The 20,414-nt window shown below is 73.2% G+C and carries 17 protein-coding genes and 1 tRNA gene; 4 read left to right on the top strand and 14 right to left on the bottom strand.

The features are described from left to right. Window position 1 precedes the first annotated feature (1 nt). The 10 genes from AB0H83_RS01610 to AB0H83_RS01565 form a co-directional block, all read right to left on the bottom strand. The gene (locus AB0H83_RS01610; protein WP_360085066.1) at window positions 2-673 is read right to left on the bottom strand and encodes a slipin family protein; all 672 of its coding nucleotides are present in this window, start codon (window positions 671-673) and stop codon (window positions 2-4) included. Between the two features lie 415 nt (window positions 674-1,088). After that, the gene (locus AB0H83_RS01605) at window positions 1,089-2,351 is read right to left on the bottom strand and encodes a hypothetical protein (RefSeq protein ID WP_360085063.1); all 1,263 of its coding nucleotides are present in this window, start codon (window positions 2,349-2,351) and stop codon (window positions 1,089-1,091) included. Window positions 2,352-2,369: 18 nt separating this feature from the next. Next, window positions 2,370-3,743, bottom strand: coding sequence for a PQQ-binding-like beta-propeller repeat protein (locus AB0H83_RS01600; RefSeq protein ID WP_360085060.1), 1,374 nt, complete (start codon window positions 3,741-3,743; stop codon window positions 2,370-2,372). A gap of 56 nt (window positions 3,744-3,799) precedes the next feature. Continuing rightward, window positions 3,800-5,248 (bottom strand): PQQ-binding-like beta-propeller repeat protein, encoded by a 1,449-nt coding sequence (locus AB0H83_RS01595; protein WP_360085057.1) that lies wholly within the window; start codon window positions 5,246-5,248, stop codon window positions 3,800-3,802. Window positions 5,249-5,385: 137 nt separating this feature from the next. Beyond that, a complete protein-coding gene (dxs, locus tag AB0H83_RS01590; RefSeq protein ID WP_360085054.1) occupies window positions 5,386-7,341 on the bottom strand; it encodes a 1-deoxy-D-xylulose-5-phosphate synthase in 1,956 nt (651 codons plus the stop codon). Between the two features lie 105 nt (window positions 7,342-7,446). Next, entirely contained in the window at window positions 7,447-8,697 is a 1,251-nt protein-coding gene (locus AB0H83_RS01585; RefSeq protein ID WP_360085051.1) for an ABC transporter substrate-binding protein, read from the bottom strand. A gap of 32 nt (window positions 8,698-8,729) precedes the next feature. Continuing rightward, on the bottom strand, window positions 8,730-10,466 hold the full coding sequence (locus AB0H83_RS01580) for a hypothetical protein (protein WP_360085048.1): 1,737 nt from the start codon (window positions 10,464-10,466) through the stop codon (window positions 8,730-8,732). Between the two features lie 100 nt (window positions 10,467-10,566). Next, complete coding sequence (locus AB0H83_RS01575; protein WP_360085045.1) at window positions 10,567-10,833, bottom strand: hypothetical protein; 267 nt, start codon at window positions 10,831-10,833, stop codon at window positions 10,567-10,569. Between the two features lie 376 nt (window positions 10,834-11,209). Then, window positions 11,210-11,938, bottom strand: a complete 729-nt coding sequence (aroD, locus tag AB0H83_RS01570) for a type I 3-dehydroquinate dehydratase (RefSeq protein ID WP_360085042.1) — start codon at window positions 11,936-11,938, stop codon at window positions 11,210-11,212. Window positions 11,939-12,010: 72 nt separating this feature from the next. Next, window positions 12,011-12,775, bottom strand: a complete 765-nt coding sequence (locus AB0H83_RS01565; RefSeq protein ID WP_360085039.1) for an RNA ligase family protein — start codon at window positions 12,773-12,775, stop codon at window positions 12,011-12,013. Between the two features lie 88 nt (window positions 12,776-12,863). Between AB0H83_RS01565 and AB0H83_RS01560 the strand changes: the two genes are divergently transcribed. Together AB0H83_RS01560 and AB0H83_RS01555 are read left to right on the top strand one after the other, a co-directional pair. Continuing rightward, window positions 12,864-12,936 (top strand) — tRNA-Ser (locus AB0H83_RS01560). Between the two features lie 117 nt (window positions 12,937-13,053). Further along, window positions 13,054-14,592: a TROVE domain-containing protein gene (locus tag AB0H83_RS01555; protein WP_360085036.1), complete on the top strand. Its 1,539-nt coding sequence runs from the start codon at window positions 13,054-13,056 to the stop codon at window positions 14,590-14,592. Here the strand turns inward: AB0H83_RS01555 and AB0H83_RS01550 are convergent. Both AB0H83_RS01550 and AB0H83_RS01545 read right to left on the bottom strand, forming a co-directional pair. Then, window positions 14,589-15,755, bottom strand: coding sequence for a TRAM domain-containing protein (locus tag AB0H83_RS01550; protein WP_360085033.1), 1,167 nt, complete (start codon window positions 15,753-15,755; stop codon window positions 14,589-14,591). The genes AB0H83_RS01555 and AB0H83_RS01550 overlap by 4 nt on opposite strands. Then, entirely contained in the window at window positions 15,752-17,761 is a 2,010-nt protein-coding gene (locus tag AB0H83_RS01545) for an APC family permease (protein ID WP_360085030.1), read from the bottom strand. Before AB0H83_RS01545 ends, AB0H83_RS01550 begins: the two co-directional genes overlap by 4 nt. Before the next feature lie 97 nt (window positions 17,762-17,858). Here AB0H83_RS01545 and AB0H83_RS01540 point away from each other — a divergent pair, with 97 nt between their 5' ends. Beyond that, window positions 17,859-18,524 (top strand): TrkA family potassium uptake protein, encoded by a 666-nt coding sequence (locus tag AB0H83_RS01540; RefSeq protein WP_360085027.1) that lies wholly within the window; start codon window positions 17,859-17,861, stop codon window positions 18,522-18,524. Continuing rightward, window positions 18,521-19,231: a TrkA family potassium uptake protein gene (locus AB0H83_RS01535; protein WP_360085566.1), complete on the top strand. Its 711-nt coding sequence runs from the start codon at window positions 18,521-18,523 to the stop codon at window positions 19,229-19,231. The genes AB0H83_RS01540 and AB0H83_RS01535 overlap by 4 nt, the downstream gene beginning before the upstream one ends. Before the next feature lie 34 nt (window positions 19,232-19,265). Here AB0H83_RS01535 and AB0H83_RS01530 read toward each other — a convergent pair whose 3' ends face one another. Together AB0H83_RS01530 and AB0H83_RS01525 are read right to left on the bottom strand one after the other, a co-directional pair. Continuing rightward, window positions 19,266-19,964 (bottom strand): DUF3159 domain-containing protein, encoded by a 699-nt coding sequence (locus AB0H83_RS01530; protein WP_360085024.1) that lies wholly within the window; start codon window positions 19,962-19,964, stop codon window positions 19,266-19,268. A gap of 6 nt (window positions 19,965-19,970) precedes the next feature. Next, window positions 19,971-20,378, bottom strand: a complete 408-nt coding sequence (locus tag AB0H83_RS01525) for an OB-fold nucleic acid binding domain-containing protein (RefSeq protein WP_360085021.1) — start codon at window positions 20,376-20,378, stop codon at window positions 19,971-19,973. Window positions 20,379-20,414 lie beyond the last annotated feature (36 nt).

The raw sequence follows: 20,414 nt of genomic DNA, 5'->3' as shown, positions 1-20,414 counted from the left end.
GTCATCCCCCGGCCGCCGCCGGCGGCTCGCCGGTGTGCAGCACCAGGGTCGTGCCGGCCTGCCCGGCCGCCTGCAGGGCGCGCAGCCGCAGCAGCGCCGGGTGGTCTTCCAGCAGCTTCGCCGTGTTGGCCAGGGAGCGCAGCGCGGCGGCCTCGCCACGGGCGCGCTCCAGCTCGGCCCGGCCCCGCTCCTTCGCCAGAGCGGTGTCGGCGTACGCCCGGCGCAGGTCCGCGGGCAGCATGAGGTCCCGCACGGTCAGCTCCAGCACGTCTACGCCGACGTCGCGGGCCGCGGGCGCGAGCGCGGCGGTCAGCCGGGCCGGCAGCTGCGGGCGGGCCGCGATGACCGACTCGAGGTCCGCCTCGGCGACGGCGGCACGCAGCTCGACCTGGGTGCGCAGGTACAGCTCCTGCACCGGGTCCTGGGCCGCGGTGACGAACAGGACCGGGTCGGTGACGGCGATGCGCAGCGTCGCGGAGACCTTGACCACGAGCCGGTCGGCGGTGAGCATCTCCTGCCCGTTGACCGGGACCAGCCGGGGCCGCAGGTCGACCCGCTCGAGCCGGGTGCCGCGGCGCTGGTACCGGTGGCGCCCGGGCTCCAGCACGCCGGCGAGCCGGCCGTGCACGAAGCGGACGACCCGCTCGTACTCCATCACGGTGACCTTGGCCATGACCCTGACTCCTGGTCGGTGCGCGGCGGCCGCGGGCGGGGATCCCGGCGCCTGCCGGGACCCGCAGGGCCCGCGGTCGCCGGGCACGGTGGGCGGGTGGTGCTGGTGAGGATGCAACTCCTGGAATCCTGGCGCGGTGCGGAACACCGTCCGGCGATGCCGTGGTGCCGCGTCCTGCCGCGCCTTCCGGCGCCGAGACTACGGCCCGGGCGCGCGCTCGCGCATCCCCATATCGGCGCCTCAAGGCAGCCGCGATGTCGGCGCCTCAAGGCAGCCGCGATGTCGGCGTCTCACGGCAGCCGCGATGTCGGCGCCTCAAGGCAGCCGCGATGTCGGCGTCTCAAGGCAGCCGCGATGTCGGCGACTCACGGCAGCCGCGATGTCGGCGCCTCACGGCAGCCGCGATGTCGGCGTCTCACGGCAGCCGCAGCAGGACCACCTCGTCGGCGTCGGTGCCGCAGGCGACGAGACCGCCGTCGATCTCGCAGGCGACGAGGGTGCCCGGCACCGACGCCGACGGCGTGGGCACCGGCCCGCCGCCGGACCAGGCGAGCAGCGTGTCGCCGTCGGTGTGCAGGCCGAGCAGGACGCGGGGGCCGTCGGCGGCGAGGAACCGCCACCCCGACGGCACGGTGCGCCCGGTGTCCGGAGGCAGGGCCAGCGCGCCGCTGGGCGCGACGGACGGCGGCGTCTTCGGCACCGTCCACAGCACCGCGCCACCGGCCGGGTCCACGGCGACGGTGCGGTCGCCGCTGACGCACAGCGCCGCGCCGCACGGCAGGACAGTGCGCGGCCCGCCCGGACCGGTCGGCACCTGGGCGCTCCAGCGCCGCTTGAGATCGCGGGTGTACGCGGTGAGCCGGGCGCTCCCGCCCGCAGCGTCCCACCGGGCGACGAGCAGCAGGTCACCGACGGCGGCGACGAGGTCGGCGGCGGGACCGGCGACGCCGGCGACGGGCGCGGTGCGCGCCCCGGTGGTCAGGTCGACGGTGCTGAGCCCGCCGCCGGCGTCCAGCAGCGCCGCCCACGTGGCACCGGCCACCGCCGCGTCGACGGCGACGCGGGTGCCGGCCTCGACCGCGACGTCCCAGCGCACCAGGCCCGCCGGGTCGATGAGCTGCCAGCGCAGCACCCCGGCGAGCGGCGTGTTGCCGGCCAGGGCCTGGCAGCCGTCGGACCACAGGCTGCGCATGACGACGGTGCCGGTGCCGCCGGGCGGGGTGCGGACGGGCACGCCGACGGCCCGCCACTGCTCCCGCCCGGTTGCCCTGGTCACGGCGACGGTGGTGCCGGTGACCCCGGAGCGGCACAGGTCCGGGGAGAGCACCGCGAGGTCGCCGCGGACGTCGACGGCGGAGAGGCTGGCCAGGCCGTCGGGGGTGAACACCCAGCGCAGGGAGCCGTCGGCGGCGTCGAACGCCTCGACGGGCGTCGGGGTGCGGTCGCTGTCGAGCACGAACAGCGCCCCGCCGGCGACGTGGAACTCGCCGTTGCGCAGCGGCTGGCGGGTCACCTCGTGCGGGCGCCCCGGCGGCGGCGCCGAGGACAGCAGGCTCAGCAGCAGCGCCAGGACCCCGGTCAGGGCCCACCCCCTGGGCAGGCCGGCGGCGTCGTCGTCGACGTGGTCCCAGCTGTCGTCGATGACGCCCAGATCGATGGTGACCGTGCTCACCGGCACGGCTCCATTGTGCGCGGATCAGTGCCGGTTGGGCAGCCGCCACACGGACAGCCCGCCCACGACGACGCACACGAGCGTACGGCCGTCGACGGAGCACTCGGGGTTGCCGAACCAGTTCTCCGCCCGGACGAACACGGTGATCAGCCCGGTCGCCGGGTCGAGCTGGCCGAGCAGCGCGGTGCGCTTGTCCACCGGGCGCCACAGCAGCGGGCGGTCGCCGCCGGGCAGCAGCGCGTACCAGCCGGTGAGCTTCCTGACGAAGGCGCCGGTACGGGCGTCGACGATCCCGGCGATGCGTGGACCGGTCGCCACCGGGTTCCGCCAGGAGCCGACGAGCAGGCGGTCACCGGCGAAGTCCAGGATCCCGTCCGACCCCGAGAGGTGCCAGCGGCGCTCGCCCGTGGTGCTGTCCACGGCGTCCAGGCCGCCCTCGACGCCGCTGCACAGCAGCCGGTCCGTGCACCGGAACAGCCCGTTGTTGAGCTCGCCGGGCCAGCGGAACAGCTGCCGGCCAGTGGTGAGGTCGTACACGACGGCGCCGCGCTGGCCGTCGGGGTAGACGACGATCCGGTCGGCGGTCCGGCCGGAGCCGTCGACCCAGCCGGCGCTGAACATCGCCGAGGTCCCCGACCAGTCGAGCTGGTGGGTCGAGGTCACCGCGCCGGTGCGCGCGTCCCGCCGGGTCAGCTGCCCGGTGCGGGTGAGCACGTCGAAGCGGTTGATCCTGGCCTGGGACGGGCTGTCCCAGCTGAGGTTGACGTCGGAGCCCTCGGCGACGGTGACGTCCCAGACCGTCGCGCCGGTGCGCAGGTCCAGGCCGAGCAACCGCCGCTGCGGCTGCACCCAGGCGTGGTTGACGCCCGAGTCGTAGTCTGCCTTGTCGATGACCAGGCCAGCCGGTGTGTCCCGGGCCTCCTGGACGACCATGACGTCGGGGTTGGTGCCGTTGAACGTGACCCCCGACCGCGACCACAGCTCCCGGCCGGTCGCCGCGTCGAGCACGACGAGGACGCTGGAGTCGCCGCGGCCCGTGCGGTCCTCGCTCATGAGGATCACCACGTCGGAGCCGGCGACGATCAGCTGCTGGTCGACCTCGGCGGGGCGCTGCCAGAGCACCGTGCCGTCCGAGGCCCGCCGCGCCTCGATCATCGGGCCGGGGCCGGTCAGCTGGTACCGGGCGAGGAAGATCCGCCCGCCGGACGCCTGCGCCCGCAGCACCTGGAAGTCGACCGAGAACAGCAGGCCGGTGTCGGGGCGCGGCCCACCCGCGGCGAGCACCCCGAGCGTCACGGCCAGCACCGCGGCCACGGCCACCCACCGCGCCCGCAGGCGGCGGCGCGGCGCGGGCCGCTCCGGCGGCTCCCACGGCGTACTGACATCAAGTTCGATCACGGTCTCCGGCACAGGGACCAGACTGTCACGGCCTCCGCCGGGTCGCGCGCCCACGCTCACCGGCGCCGGTCCGGCAGGCGCCACACCGTCGCGGTGCCGACCATGACGCAGGCGAGGGTGCCGGCGTCCTCGCTGCACTCGGGCGCGCCGTACCAGTCGTCGGCCCGGCCGAACACGGTGACCCCGCCGGTCGCCGGGTCGAGCTCGCCGAGCAGCGCGGTGCGGATGTCGACGGGCCGCCACAGCAGGATCCGGCCGGTGAGTGTGCCGAGGATCAGCTGCCACCCGGTGACCTCGTGGAGGACGGCGCCGGTGCGCGCGTCCGCGACGCCGACCCGCCCGGGCGTCCCGCCCTGCTCGTGCGTGCCGACCACCAGCCGGTCTCCCTTGACCGCGACGACCTCCGTGTACCCGCCGAGCCGCCACACCGACCGGCCGGTGGTGCCGTCGCGAGCGGCGATGCCGGCGCCGGTGCTGGTGCAGAACAGCGTGGGGGTGCACTGGTAGAGCCCGTCGAACATCGCGGCGTCGGTGCGGAACAGGGCCCGGCCGTCGGCGAGGTCGAACACGATCCCGCCGCGCTGGCCGTCGGGGTAGACCACGGCCCGGCCCGGCGTCCGCCCGGGGCCGCCCGCCGGGTTGTTCGCCGGGTTGTTCGCCGGGCCGGTGGGCCAGACCGGGCCGGTGCTGAGCATGGCGGGAGTGCCGGACCAGTCCAGCTGCCGGGTCGCGACCACGGCGCCGGTGCGCACGTCCCGGCGGGTCACCAGCCCGGACGGGTCGAGCTGGTCGAGGGCCGTGACCCGGCCCGTCGGGTACCGGCCGTCCCAGGCGAAGTCCAGAGCGCTGCCGGGCGGCGTGGTGAGCCGCCACACCTCGGCGCCGCTGTGCGCGTCGAGCGCGAAGAGCTGCCGCTGCAGCGGCCAGCCGGCGTGGTTGGTCTCCGGGTCCGTCGCGTCGGGCGCCTCGGCCTCGGCGGACCCGACCGCCTCGTCCTGGTCCGGCAGGTCCTCGACGACGACCAGGTCGTCGCGGGTGCCGACCAGCGCCGCCTGCGGCCGGGTCCACAGCTGCCGCCCGGTGGCCGGGTCGAGGGCGATCAGGGTGCTGCTGAACCCGCGGTTCGACTCGCCGTGCCGGACGAGGATCAGCGCGCCAGCGCTGCTGGCCACGTAGTGGTGCTGCAGGTCGACGGGGACGCTCCACAGCACCGTGCCGTCCGACCGGCGGCGGCCCTCGATCCGCGGGTCGCTGACGCCCTGCTGGTAGCGGCCGACGAACAGCATGCCCCCGGCGACGACGATGCTGCGGACCTGGTGGTCGATCCGGTACAGCGGCCCGGTGGACGGCGCCACGCCCGACGCGGACGGCCCGGCGGCCACCACCGCGACGACCGCGCACACGGCCACCCAGCGCAGCCTCCTGGCCGGCCCCGGCCGCCCACGGGGCGGGTCCGGCGGCTCCCAGGGGCTGCTGAGGTCGAGCTCGATCACCGTCTCAGCCACGTAAGCCAGAGTCGCACGGCGGGCCCCCGGTTGCGGTCCCCCGGCACCGACGCGAAACGGCGGATCCATGACTGGATCCGCCGTTTCGCTTGTCGCCGGGTCAGCGCCCGGCGCGGGCCTTTTCCGCCTTCGCGGGGTCAGCGCCCGGCGCGGGCTGCCGGGACGGCCGGCTGCTCGGCCTCGTCGAGGCGGCTGACCCACTCGGTGACCTGGCGCGCCACGTCCTGCGCGGTCAGGCCCAGCTCGGACAGGATCTCGGCGCGCGTGCCGTGCGGGTGCCAGCCCTGCGGCACGCCCAGGTCGCGCAGCGGCACCCAGACGTCGGCGTCGCGCAGCGACTTGGCGATCGCGTCGCCGACGCCACCGGTGCGGATGCCGTCCTCGACCGTGACGACCAGGCGGTGCTCGCGGGCCAGGCCGACGAGCTCGACCGGGACCGGGCGGACCCAGCGCGGGTCGACGACGGTGACGCCGTACCCCTGCTCGGCGAGGCGGGCGGCCGCGTCCACGGCGAGGTGCGCGAACGCGCCGATGCTGACCAGCAGCACGTCCTTGCGCTCGTGCTCGCTGAGCACGTCGACGCCGCCGAAGCCGTCGACACCGCCGACGCGGCGCACCGCCGGCAGGTCGGCGGGGACCGCACCGGTCGGGAAGCGCAGGATCGTCGGGCCGTCCTCGATGCTGACGGCCTCGCGCAGCTCCTCGCGGACGGTCTGTGCGTCGCGCGGCGCGGCCAGGCGCAGGCCCGGCACCACGCCGAAGACCGACATGTCCCAGATGCCGTAGTGCGACGGGCCGTCGGGGCCGGTGATGCCGGCCCGGTCGAGCACGAACGTCACCGGCAGCTTGTGCATCGCCACGTCGAGCAGGACCTGGTCGAAGGCCCGGTTGAGGAACGTCGCGTAGACGGCGACGACCGGGTGCAGGCCGCCGATCGCGAGGCCGGCCGCGGACGTCGCCGCGTGCTGCTCGGCGATGCCCACGTCATACGCCCGCTCCGGGTACTTCTTCATGAGCTTCGCGATGCCGGTCGGCTCGGCCATGGCGGCGGTGATGCCGACGATGTCGGCGCGCTCGTCGGCGATCGCGACCAGCTCGTCGGCGAAGACGCCGGTCCACTTGACCGCGGCCGGGGCGAGCAGCTTGCCGGTGTCGATGTCGAACGCGCTGCTCGGGCCGTGCAGGCAGTCGGCCTCGTCCTCCTCGGCGGGGCGGTAGCCGAAGCCCTTGCGGGTCACCGCGTGCACGATCACCGGCCCGCCGAACGACTTGGCCTTGCGCAGCGCCGACTCGACCGCGACCTGGTCGTGGCCGTCGACCGGGCCGACGTACTTGATGCCGAGGTCCTCGAACATCGCCTGCGGCGCGACCGCGTCCTTGATGCCCTTCTTGACCGCGTGCAGCACCTCGTACAGCGGCGGACCCACCAGCGGCGTCCGGCCGAGGGAGTCCTTGACCAGGTCGAGGACCTTCTCGTAGCTCGGGTTGAGCCGCAGGTCGGACAGGTGGTCGGCGAGGCCGCCGATCGTCGGGGAGTAGGAACGGCCGTTGTCGTTGACGACGATCACCAGCGGGTTCTTCGCGCCGGCGATGTTGTTGAGCGCCTCCCAGCACATGCCGCCGGTGAGCGCGCCGTCGCCGACGACCGCGACGACGTGGCGGGGCTCGCCGCGCAGCGCGAACGCCTTGGCCAGGCCGTCGGCGTAGGACAGCGCGGTCGAGGCGTGCGAGTTCTCGATGAGGTCGTGCTCGCTCTCCGCCTGGCTCGGGTAGCCGGTGAGGCCACCGCGCTGGCGGAGCAGATCGAAGCCGTCCTGGCGACCGCTCACGATCTTGTGCACGTACGACTGGTGGCCCGTGTCGAAGAGGATGCGGTCCTTCGGCGAGTCGAAGACCCGGTGCAGGGCGAGGGTCAGCTCGACCACACCGAGGTTGGGGCCGAGGTGGCCGCCGGTGCGGGAGACCTTGGCCACGAGGAAGTCGCGGATCTCGGCCGCGAGGACCGCGAGCTGCTCCGTCGAGAGGTCGCGGAGGTCACCCGGACTGCGGATCGAGCTCAGCAGGGTGGCGGCCTCGGTCTCTTCAGTGCTCATGGGGCCCAACTCTAACGGGGTCGCGCATCAGCGCACGTCGGCCGGTTGAATCTTGACAGCTTCCACACCTGCCCGTTACGCCTCCTCCGCAGGTGGAGCGGCACCTCAGCCCGCGGCCGCTGCGGCGAACTTCACGGTGTCCTTGTCCTGCACGAACAGCGTCAGCGCCGCATCGATGGCCGCACTGCGCACGGTACCGGCGACGACACCGTGCGTGAGTGAGCCGACCACCCGGGTCGAGCTGTCGGTCCACTCGGCGATCGCCTGCGCGAGATAGCCCGTGTACTTGGACTTGTCGGTGTCCAGCCGCGCCGGGACGGACCCCTTTTGCGGATTGAACGCGTCCTGGCCGCTGACCGAGCCGCACTCGATCAGCCACTGCTCGGCGGCCCGGCGGTGCGGCGCGCCCCGGGGCAGCGTGAACGAGTCGGACAGGAAGTCGTAGACCCGCGCCGAGCCCGGGCTCGCCACGACCGAGTAGCCCTGCTGGAACACCAGGCCCTTGGTCCGCAGGTACGCGTCGGCCCAGTCGCCCATCACGTTGTACGCGGCGGCCCCGGCGACGACCTTGTCCAGCGCCGGCTGCCAGTCGCCGGCGGCGGCGACGACATCGGACTGCTCGAGGACCTTGATGAACAGCGTCAGCGCCTGCTGGACGGGCGCGCCGGCCCAGTCGGTCGCGCCGTTCCACAGGCCGGTGTACCCGTCCGCGCCCAGCTCGCCGAGCAGCACGCACTCCAGCAGGTGCTTCTGCGTCCAGGTGGGGCCGATCGACAGCAGCAGGACGCCCTCGGCCTGCAGCGCCGCCGCCTGGGTCAGGAACTGCGACCAGCTCCCGGCCGGGGTCAGGTTCTGGGCCGCGAGCACGGCAGGGTTGTACCAGAGCAGGTTCGCCCGGTGGATGTTCACCGGCACCGAGTAGATCCTGCCGTCGAACGTCAGCGCCTCGACCAGCCCCTTCGGCAGCCGGTCCCGCCAGCGCTGCTGGTCGTACAGGTACCGGACGTCCTCCAGGTAACCGGCCCCGATGTCATTGTCGAGCTCGAGGCCGGCGTGCACCTGGTAGGAGTCCGGCGGGTCGTCGTTCTCCAGCCGGGTCGCCAGCACGGTCCGGGCGACCGTGCCGGCGCCGCCCGCGACGGCGGCGTTGTCGAACTCGATGCCCGGGTTCCGCTGCCGGAAGTCCGCGACGAGTGCCTCCAGCCCCTCCTTCTCGCCGGGCCCGGCCCACCAGGAGAACACCTCCACCTTGCCGGACCCGTCGTCGGCGAGCTCGTCCCCGGTGACGGAGCACGCGGGCAGCCCGAGAAGCGCCAGCCCGCCGGCGGCGAGCAGACTTCTCCGGCTATATCCCACTTTTGCAGTATCTTCGCCGTGGGACTGCCGCGTCAGCGGTTCGGCGGCATCCAGTCGGAGTCCGGCCCCTGCTGCGCCGGCCCGTCCTGCACGGGCGGCACCTCACCAGGCTGCTGCGGGCCGTGCTGCTGCGGGTCGTGGGCCGCCGCGTTGTACTGCGGCGCGACGTGGGCCTGCGGGTCGTACTGCTGCGCGGCGTGGACCTGCGGGTCGTACTGCTGCGGGTCGTAGGCCTGCGGCGGGGTCAGCCCGGCCTCGTTCGCGAGGGTCGCCGTGGTCAGCGGCTCGACCCGGGCGCGCATGTCGGCGTACGCGGCCAGCGTCAGCGGCGCGGTCAGCACCGCACCCGCCCGCGCCATCAGGTCCGCCACCACCGTGCCCGCCACCACCGCGACCAGGTAGCCGGTCCCCACACCCCCGAACGGCTCCGGCGAGCCGGGGTCGAACGTCGACGACCCCGGCACCAGCTGAATGATCGTGTTGACGATGTACGCGACCACCCCGACGCCGATACTGATCCCGGTGATCGTCGCGACCCGGCTGATCGAGGCGGCCAGGTCCTGGTGGAACAGCCGGAAGCAACGACTGATCGCCGACGCGCCCCGCTCGAACGTGACCACCACCGGCAGCACCGTGAACACCGCGGCGAGGTAGAACGCCGGCAGGATGCACGCGCATACCCCCGCCAGCAGGATCAGCCCGGCCAGGACCTGCCACCCGAGCAGCGGGAACATCCGCCGCACCGCCAGCCCCAGCGCCGCCCCGATCCGCGGCCGCAGCCCCGCCGCTACCGACACCGCCACGTGGTTGCACGCGATCGCCACCACGAAGCTCACCATCACCGCGAGGAACGCCCCGAGAAACGTGAACCCCAGGAACGCGAACAGCGGCCCGAGCTCCGGCGTGACCGGCTGTCCCGTGTCCGGGTCGACGGTCTGGCTCGCCCGGCCCAGCTCGTCGGTCAGGTTCAGCAGCAGCAACGCCTGCGGCACGCTGAACAGCAGCGACACCGCGAACCCGATGACCTGCAGCAGGGCCAGCGACCGCCAGCCCTGCCTGAGCACCGAGACCGTCCGCCGCCACCAGCCCGAGTAGTCCGGGCTCACCAGGGGGTCGCCCTCCCCGATCACCCCGTGGAACATCCCGCTGGCCGGCATCGCCTGATAGATCACGTACGGCTGCGACGGGTCGTACTGCACCGGGTACGGCTGCGACGGGCCATACCCGCCCGGCACCGGCTGCCCCGGATAAGCGGCGTAACCCGGGTATCCGGGCTGACCGAACTGACCGGGCACTGCGGGCTGACCAGGCTGGCCAGGCTGGCCGGGCACCGCGGGCACCGCGGGCACCGCGGGCACCGCGGGCACCGCGGGCACCGCGGGCTGACCGAACTGACCGGGCTGCCCGGGCACCGCAGGATTGCCTGGCGTCACGGGCTGGCCGGGCGTCACCGGGTGACCCGGCTGCGCAGCCCCGCCGGCGCCAGCCTCTCCGGGAGCCGGCGGCCTGATCACCGGCACCGCCCCACCCGGCGGCACGACGGGTGGCGTGGCGGGTGGCGTGGCGGGTGGCGTGGCGGGTGGCGTGGCGGGTGGCGTGGCGGGTGGCGTGGCGGGTGGCGTGGCGGGTGGCGTGGCCGGCGCGGCGGACGCCGGGGTGGTCTCCTCCGGCGGCGCGGTCTCCCGCTGCTGCCCAGAATCCGCCGGGGGCACCGGCTCGGATGGCTGGGCCGGGCCAGTGGTCTCGTCGGGCCCCGGGGGCTGGGTCATGGTTCCTCCGTATCGCGGACTGCGCCGGGCGGCACGACACAGAAGATAGGGCCACGCGCACCGGACCGCCGCCCCCACCGGTGGCGAACCTGCCCGCCGGTCAGTCGAGCAGACCCGAATACACCGTCGTCAGCACGAACCCGGCGACCCACAGCCCGCCGCACCACCAGGTGAGCCGCACCTCGGTGGCCCTGTCGGCAGCCCGTAACGCCTTCACGGCGACGAGCGAGGACGTCACCATCACCGCCAGGCTGGCGATCCAGACGACCCAGGCGGCCGGGCTCCGCTCCACCTTCGGCCCGTCGTCGAGCCCGAGCACCAGCCGGATCAACGGCACCAGGAACAGCACCGTGAACGCGATCGTCACCTGCGCCACGGTCCGCCGCACCGGCCGCCACTGATCCCGGCGCCCGGCACCGCCCCCGCCACCGGCGCCCTGCACCTCGGCCCCCGCTGGCTTCGCCACCGGCTCCGCCGCCCCAGCGGACTCGGCGGCGCCCGACTGGCCGGCTCCAGCGGGCTCGGCCACGCCCGACGGCTCTGACGCCCCAGACGGCCCAGCCGCGCCCGAAGGCCCGGCCACGCCCGACGGCTCTGACGCCCCAGACGGCCCAGCCGCGCCCGAAGGCCCGGTCGCGCCTGACGGCTCCGACGCCCCTGACGGTCGCGACCCCCCAGACCGCGGCTCCTCCGACCCGCCGGGCTGGTCGGCGCCCCCGGGCGGTCCCGTCGGCTCGGTCGGCTCAGTCACCGGACCGCCGCCGGGCGAAGCGGGGCGAGAACAGCTCCAGCAGCCGCACCGTCTCCTCGAACGGCAGCTGCCCCGGCGCCGGGCGGCCGCCGATCGCCGAATAGGTGATCCTCGAGCCGAGGACCGGCAGCATGACGCGGGACGCGGCGCCCTCGGCGCCCATGGCGATGACGATCACGCCGCGGTGCTGGTGGCGCAGGGTGAGCTCGGTGAGGGTCCGCACGTCGTCAGGGCCGTGGGCCATGGTGCTGATCTTGACCAGGTCGGCGCCGGCGGTGAAGCCCTCCTCGACCAGCGTGTCGAGATACGCCGCGGACGGGGTGGCTGCGAAGTCGTGGTGGGAAAGGATGACCAATGTGCCGTGCGCGCGGGCGGCGGCCACCACGCCGGGGCGGATCTCAGCGGAGGCCAGCTCGACGTCCACGGCGTCGACCTCGGGCATGACCGCCTCGTAGAGGCGCAGCCGGGCCCGCTCGTCGCCCGCCCAGTAGCCGCCCTCGTCCTTCGACCGGATCGTGGCGAGCGTCGGCACCCCGGCGAACGGCCGCACCTGCCGCAGCGCGTGCTCGGGCTGCGTGGAGGCATACCAGTCGACCCGCAGCTCGGCCACGTCGACGCGCAGGTCGCGCACGAGCGCCGCGTCCCGCGCGGCGTCCTCGTCACCGAAGCTGACCGCGACGAGCGGCACCTCCTCGGCGAGTCGCTCCCGCAGTGTTGCCATACCCGACACTCCCCCAGCCCCCGAACCGCACCGCTCAACGACAGGGGGAGTCTACGTGCCAGGTACGACACTTCACCGCCGCCGGCGCAGCGTCCGCTCGTAGTCCTGGAAACGGGCCTTGGCGATCACCGACCGGTCCGGGGCGCGCAGCACGAGCCCCTCGGCCCGGCCGTCGGCGCCGTCCAGCCCGACGAGGGTGGCCGGCAGCGTCGCCGTGAGCAGCTGGTGCATGTCCTCGATGCCGGCCGGCAGGTCGGCGCCGGGCCGGTGCCACAGGCGCGGGGTGAGCTCCAGCCCGGCCTGCCCGGCGAGGCTGACCAGGGCGTCCTCGGGCAGCCACGGCTGGCCGCCGGACTCCCGCCACGCCGAGATCTTCGCCGGCGACCAGGTCAGCGGCTCCTGCCAGCCGGCCAGCTCGGCCACATCGAAGAGGCGCCACCCGAACCGCGCCGGGTCCCGGGTGTACTGCTTCGCCGCGGCGCCGACCTTGCCGCCGTACAGCTCCAGGTAGTACACCCGGATCCCGTCGCCGCGGGGCAGCCGCTCGGCGACCGGCCTGAGCTGCTCGACGATGCCGAGGGCCGGGTTGCCGATGAGGTCGCCCTTCGCGTACAGCAGCTCCTCCCGCGACCCGATGAGGTAGGACCCGTCGGGCAGCAGGACGAGGCGGCTGTTGGTCCCGTCGACCTTCTCCGTCGCGACGACCTCACCGGCGAACACCGTGGCCGGCGAGGTGAGGCACCCGGAGCTGGGGTCCAGGGTGTGGTACGTGGCGATCGACGGATACTTCGTCAGCGAGTTGAGCAGCCGCAGATCGACGGCGCGGACATCGAACATCGCCACATCATCGCCGCCGGAAAATAGGCGGCGCCACGAGATTCGCCGCTGCTACGGTTCGACCCACACGATGTCCCGTCGTGGTGACCCGGTGCGTAGACGCCGGATACTTCGACTTCTCATCGAGAGGTCGCAGGTTCGAATCCTGCCGTCCCGGCCCATCGGGGCGTAGCTCAGCGGTCAGAGCACTTTGTGCCGACGTCGCCTGGATCTCGGGTCACCACGACGGGACATCACCGTCTTCACCACACACCAGCCCCGGAGAGGGTGATCCCACCATGGCCAAGTTCAACCAGCAGCGCACGCGCCGCCCCGACGGGGTCACCCACCAGGGCGGCGCCGGTTACTCCCGCGACCTGCAGACGGAGCTGTTCCTGCTCGCGGTGGCGAACATGGTCGGCGAGCAGACGTACTACGAGACCGGCGCCGACCGTGACCAGCGCTACCGCGAGCTGGTCGGGGCGGCCGCCGTCGCGCACCCGCAGTGGACCGCGGCGCTGCTGCGCTGGCTGCGCGGCGGCGCGAACCTGCGCACCGCGGCGCTGGTCGGCGCGGCCGAGTACGTCCGCGCCCGCCTGGCCGCCGGCCTGGTCAACGGCACCGGCGAGCACCGCCGGGTGGTGGCCGACGTGCTGCAGCGCGCCGACGAGCCCGGTGAGCTGCTCGCGTACTGGACGTCGCGCTACGGCCGGGCCGTGCCCAAGCCGGTGAAGCGGGGCGTCGCGGACGCGGCGCAGCGGCTGTACACGGAGCGCAACCTGCTCAAGTACGACACCGCGAGCCACGCGTTCCGCTTCGGCGACGTGCTCGACCTGACCCACCCGTCCCCGGCCGGCCCGGCGCAGGGTGACCTGTTCACGTTCGCGCTCGACCGCCGGCACGCCCGGCCCGAGCCGCGCGTGGCGGCGTCGCTGGCGACGGTCGCCGCCAACGCGGCGCTGCGCGCCGACGCGGCGGAGGACCCGTCGGTGCTGCTGGACCCGCAGCGGCTCCGCGCGGCCGGCATGACCTGGGAGGACGCGCTGTCGCTCGGCGGCTCACGGCTGCCCAAGGCCCGCCTGTGGGAGGCGATGATCCCGTCGATGGGCTACATGGCCTGTCTGCGTAACTTGCGCAACTTCGACCAGGCCGGGGTGTCGGACGAGGTCGCGGCGGGGGTCGCGGCGCGGCTGGCGGACCCGGGTGAGGTGGCCCGGTCGCGGCAGCTGCCGATGCGGTTCCTGTCGGCGTACCGGGCGGCGCCGTCGCTGCGCTGGGCGTGGGCCCTGGAGCGGGCACTGAACCTGAGCCTGGCGAGCATCCCGTACCTGCCGGGCGACACGCTGGTCCTGATCGACACGTCGGGCTCGATGCACTCGCCGTTCTCGAAGGACGGCACGCTCATGCGGTGGGACGCGGCGGTGCTCTTCGGGTTGGCGCTGGCGCTGCGGTGCGAGCGGGCGAAGGTCGTGTCGTTCTCGACCCGCACCACGGTGTTCCCGGTGCAGCGGGGCGAGTCGCTGCTGCGCGGGATCGACCGGTTCAAGGCCAAGGGGCACTTTCACAACGGCGGCACCAACACGGCGTCGGCGCTGCGGGAGCACTACCGCGGCCAGCACCGGGTGGTGATCCTGACCGACGAGCAGGCGTCCTTCGACGGCGACGTGTCCACGGCGGTGCCGGCCACGACCCCGTTGTTCACCTGGAACCTGGCCGGGTACCGGATGGGCCACACCCCGCAGGCGCGCAACCGCTGGACGTTCGGCGGCCTCACCGACGCGGGGTTCGGCATGATCACCCTGCTGGAGGCCGGCGAGCGCGGCGACTGGCCGTTCTAGCCGCCTGCCATAACGAACAGGCCGATGGTCTCGAAGTGCTGGGTCATCGGGAAGCTGTCGAAGGCACGCACCTGCGACAGCTCATACCCGAGGCCCAGCAGCAGCCCGGCGTCGCGGGCGAAGGCGGCCGGGTCGCACGCGACGTAGGCGATCGCCCGCGGCGACCTGGCCGCGATCGACGTGACCACCTCGCGCCCGGCGCCGGCCCGGGGCGGGTCGAGCACGACCAGGTCGACGCTGCGCCAGCGCGGGTTGGCAATCGTCGCAGCCACATCGCCGTTGACGAACCGGACGTCCGGCAGGTCGCGCAGCGCCTTGCGGCCGGCGGCGACGGCGCGGCGGTCGCCCTCGACCACGGTGACCGGGCCGCAGTGCGGGGCGATGGTGGCGGCGAAGAGGCCGACGCCGCCGTACAGGTCCCAGGCCCGCTCCCCCGCCGCGGGGCGCAGCATGTCCAGGACGGTGCGGGTGAACGTCTCCACGGCGTGCGGGTGGACCTGCCAGAACCCGCCGGCGTCGACGCTCCACTCGTGGCCGGCGGCGACCTCGCGGACCCGCGCCGGCGGCCCGGTGCGCGCGCCGCCGCGGGCGGCCCTGGTCAGCACCGCGGTCTCCCCGCTGGACGCGGCGACGGCCTCCACGGTCGAGCCGGGCGGCCACCGGCGGCCGGTGACCGGCAGCGCCTGGATCGCCGGGTGCGCGATCCGGCACCGGTCGACGGGGATCACCTCGGCGGAGCGGTGCCGGTGGAAGCCGGCCCGTCCCTCGTCGTCGACGGCGTACTGGACCCGGGTGCGCCAGCCGAGCGCTCCCCCGGGCAGGGCTTCCACCGGTACCGCCGCCGAAAACGCGGCAAGGCGTGCCAGCTGCTCGCTGAGGATCTGCGACTTCAGGCGGCGCTGGGCGGCGGGGGTGGCGTGCTGCCAGTCGCAGCCGCCGCACGCGCCGGGGCCCGCGAACGGACACGGCGGGATGACCCGGTCGGGCGACGGCAGGAGGATCTCGACGGCGTCGGCGCGCAGGTACCCCTTGCGCTCGTCGGTGATCCGGGCCAGCACCCGCTCGCCGGGCAGCGCGTGCCGCACGAAGATCACGCGGCCGTCGTGCCGGGCGACGCAGTGCCCGCCATGCGCCACCGGCCCGATCTCCAGCTCGAGCATCATTCGGTGGGCGTTTCCGCGGCACGGCGCGGGCCACGCTGCGGCCCCCGGGTGAACGCGGCGTCGAGCTTGGCGATGTCGACGTCGTCGATCGAGCTGAGCTGCCAGGGGACGCTGGTGACCATGACGCCCGGCTCGAACAGCAGGCGGCCCTTGAGCCGCAGCGCGCTCTGGTTGTGCAGCAGGTGCTCCCACCAGCGCCCGACCACGTACTCGGGGATGAAGACGGTGACCACGTCGCGGGGTGAGTCGCGCCGTTTCGACCGGACGAAGTCCAGGATCGGGCGGGTGATCTCCCGGTACGGGCTGTCCACGACCGTCAGCGGTGCGGGAATGCCGCGGCGCTCCCATTCCGCCTGCAGGTTGCGGGTGTCGTGGTCGTCGACGTTGACCGTCAGCGCGGTCAGCGAGTCGGGCCGGGTGGCCTGCGCGTACGCGACGGCCCGCAGCGTGGGGCGGTGCACCTTGCTGACCAGGACGACGGCGTGGTTGCGCGACGGCAGGACGGGCCGGTCCTCGGACGGGGTCAGCTCGCGGGCGACGGTGTCGTAGTGCTTCTTGATGCCGACCATCAGGAAGTAGATGACGATCATCGCAATGATGGCGATGTACGCGCCGAGCAGGAACTTCGTGATGAGCACGACGACGAGCACGGCGCCGGTCATGCTCAGGCCGATCATGTTGATCGTCCGGGACCGGATCATGCGCGCCCGGGTGCCCTTGTCCCGCACGGTGCGCAGCAGCCGGTTCCAGTGCAGGATCATGCCGGCCTGCGACAGCGTGAACGACACGAACACGCCCACGATGTACAGCTGGATGAGGCGGGTCACCTCACCCTGGAACCCGACGATGAGCACCATCGCGGCGAGGGCCAGCAGGATGATGCCGTTGGAGAACGCCAGCCGGTCGCCGCGGGTGTGCAGCTGGCGGGGCAGGTAGCGGTCCTGGGCGAGGATCGAGCCGAGCACCGGGAAGCCGTTGAACGCGGTGTTGGCGGCCAGGAACAGGATCAGCGCGGTGATCACGGCGACCACGTAGAGCATGATCGAGCCGGAGCCGAACACGGTCTCGCCGAGCTGGGTGGTGACCGTCTTCTGCACGTAGTTGTGGGGGCCGCTGATGATCTGCCGGCCGGGGTCCTCGACGTACTTCAGCCCGGTCTTGCCGGCCAGCAGGATGATGCCGAGCAGCATGGTGATCGAGATCGAGCCGAGCAGCAGCAGCGTGGTCGCCGCGTTCTTGCTCTTCGGCTCCCTGAACGCCGGGACGCCGTTGGAGATCGCCTCGACGCCGGTGAGCGCGGCACAACCGGAGGAGAAGGTCCGCAGCAGCAGGAACGCCATCGCCCAGCCGCTCAAATTGATCTGCTCGGCCGCGATGGTCAGCCCGGCGCTCGGCGCGCGCAGGTCCTCGCCCAAAACGAAGATTTTGACGAAGCCGGTGAGGATCATGCCGATCATCACGATCATGAACCCGTACGTGGGGATCGCGAAGGCACTGCCCGACTCGCGGATGCCGCGCAGGTTGAGCGCGGTCAGGATCGCGATCGCGACGATCGCGATGGCAACCTTGTGGGTGGCGACCCACGGTACGACCGAGCCGAGGTTCGCCACGCCGGACGCGGTCGACACCGCGACCGTCAGGACATAGTCCACGAGCAGCGCGCTGGCCACCGCGACGCCGAAGCGTGGCCCGAGATTGACCGACGCCACCTCGTAGTCGCCGCCGCCGGAGGGGTAGGCGTGCACGTTCTGCCGGTAGCTCGCGACGACCGTGAGCATGACCACGGCGACGGCCAGGCCGATCCACGGGGAGATCAGCAGCGCCCCTGCCCCGGCGATCGACAGCGTCAGCAGGATCTCGTCGGGCGCGTAGGCGACCGACGACAGAGCGTCGGAGGCGAAGACGGGCAGGGCGATGCGCTTGGGCAGCAGCGTGTGTTTCAGCCGGTCCGAGCGGAACGGTCGGCCCAGGAGCAGCCGCTTCATCAAGGAGGTGGGACTGGCCACGACCGCTAAGCGTACGGGTCGCGCGCCTGCCGGATGCACCGGTCCGGCCCGCGCATGGCATCCTCAACACGAGTACCGCACACATCGGAGGCATTACGTGCACGTGGTGATCATGGGGTGCGGGCGGGTGGGCTCGACCCTCGCACTCAGCCTCGAGCAGCGCGGTCACTCGGTCGCGGTGATCGACTCCGACGCCGACGCGTTCCGCCGGCTGGGCGGTGACTTCACCGGCGCGACCGTCACCGGCGTCGGCTTCGACCGCGACGTGCTGCTGTCCGCCGGCATCGAGCGCGCCGATGCCTTCGCCGCGGTCTCCTCCGGCGACAACTCCAACATCATCTCCGCCCGGGTCGCCCGCGAGACGTTCGGCGTCGAACGGGTCGTCGCGCGCATCTACGACCCGAAGCGCGCCGAGGTGTACGAGCGCCTCGGCATCCCCACCGTTGCCACCGTCCGGTGGACCGCGGACCGCATGCTGCGCCACCTGGTCCCCGAGGGCAACGTGGAGGTGTGGCGCGACCCGACCAGCACGGTCTCCATCATGGAGATCCCGATGCACCCCGACTGGATCGGCCGCTCGGTCGGCGACCTGGAGGCCCGCAGCGGCACCCGGCTGGCGTACCTGATGCGCTTCGGCCTGGCCATGCTGCCCACCGAGTCGACCGTGATCCAGGACGGTGACCTGGCCTTCATGCTCGTCACGGACGAGCTGGTCGCACCCGTGACGAAGGTCACCGGCTCCGCTCCCGAAGGGGGACACTGATCATGCGGATCGCCATCGCCGGGGCCGGCAACGTCGGCCGCTCCATCGCCACCGAGCTGGTCGACAACGGCCACCAGGTCATGCTCATCGAGCGCGTCCCGCACATGGTCCGGCCCGAGCGCGTCCCCGCCGCCGAGTGGATCCTCGCCGACGCCTGCGAGCTGTCCTCGCTGCAGGAGGCCGACCTGTCATCCTGCGACGTGGTCGTCGCCGCCACCGGCGACGACAAGGTCAACCTCGTCGTGTCGCTGCTGGCGAAGACCGAGTTCGCGGTGCCGCGGGTCGTCGCCCGCATCAACCGCGCCGAGAACGAGTGGCTCTTCAACGAGCAGTGGGGCGTCGACGTCTCCGTGAGCAAGCCGCGCCTGATGGCCGCCCTGGTCGAGGAGGCGGTCTCCGTCGGTGACCTGGTCCGGCTCATGACGTTCCGCCAGTCCGAGGCCAACCTCGTGGAGATCACCCTGCCGGAGACCGCGCCCTACGTCGGCCACCCGGTCCGCGAGGTGCCCCTGCCGCACGACTCGGCCCTGGTCGCCATCCTGCGCGGCAAGCGGGTCCTCGTCCCCACCCCGGACGACCCGCTGGAGGCCGGCGACGAGCTGGTCTTCGTCGTCACCTCGGAGATGGAGGACTCGGTGCGCGCTGTGGTCCTGGGCGCCGACTCGGTCGAGAACACCCGCAAGAAGCGCGGGCCGCAGTTCTACTGACCGCTCTTCTGACTGCGCTGCTGCCCGGGCTGCTTCAGTCGGCCGGCCGGGCGGCGGCCTCGGCGGTGGCCGGCTCGCTGTCCCGGATGATCCGCCGCGCCTGCCAGATCGTCAGGGCCGCCAGCAGCGCATAGGGCGGCCAGCCCAGCGCCAGCCGGGCGACGCCGAGCAGGTCGGCCGCGTCCTCGCGCCAGAGCTGGATCTGCACGCCGAGCTTCGCCAGGTAGACGACCGCCCACAGCACCGTGAGCCAGGCGAAGGCGCGGCGCAGCCGCGGGTTATCCCGCCAGCGGGTCTCGCCCCTGTCAAGCATCACGGACCACAACCAGCCGACCAGGGGCCGGCGGAACGCGACCGAGGCGAGCATGCCGATCGCATACGCCGCGGTCAGGGCCATGCCCGGCAGGTAGATGTCCTTGGCGTCGCCGCTCTTCCAGGCCAGGTACGCGCCGATCGCGATGCCGAACACGCCGTTGACCGAGTGGCGGACCGACTCGCGGCGGCTCAGCCGGTACACGGCCATGGCGAGCGCGGCGGCGACCGCGACGATCAGTGACGTGCGCAGCGACCACCAGTGGAAGTGGTCGCCCAGGAAGTTGACCACGATGAAGAGGGTGATCGGGATGCTCGACTCGATGAGGCCGCGCGCACCGCCCAGCTGCTCGGACATCTGCACCGAGAACGAAGGCAGTGGCGCCTCTTCCTCGGCGTCCGCGGTCTTACCTGGCTGCATCCGGCCTCATCTGGGTGTTTCGAGCTCGTAGTACGGGTTGTAGAGCACCTTACGGCCGTCACGGACCGCGATGCGCCCCTTCGCCGTGATCGCTCGACCGGGCTCGATGCCGGCGATGTGCCGGCGACCCAGGAAGACCAGGGTCACCAGGTCACTGCCATCGAACAGCTCCGCCTCGAGGGTGGGCAGGTTGGTGCGCGGCGTGTAGACCACCGTGCGCAACCGGCCCTTCAGGCTCACGACCTGACCGCGGCGGCAGGCGAGTGCGGGCATGCTGCCGCACTGCTTGGCGTCGCGCTGCAGCTCTTCGGCGTCGAGCTCCGCCTCGCTGGCGGTGAGGCGGCGGAAGAACCTCCGCAGCCCCTTGGCCTGCTCGACGGACGGATCGACGGCTTTCTCACTGTCCGTGGTCATGATGTCGGTGCCACCCTCCTCGGCCAGACATGACAC

The organism is Dactylosporangium sp. NPDC050688 (assembly GCF_040654515.1).
Classification (GTDB): domain Bacteria; phylum Actinomycetota; class Actinomycetes; order Mycobacteriales; family Micromonosporaceae; genus Dactylosporangium.
The sequence above is the reverse complement of the archived record's forward strand: the minus strand, read 5'-3'. Positions and strand labels throughout refer to the sequence as shown.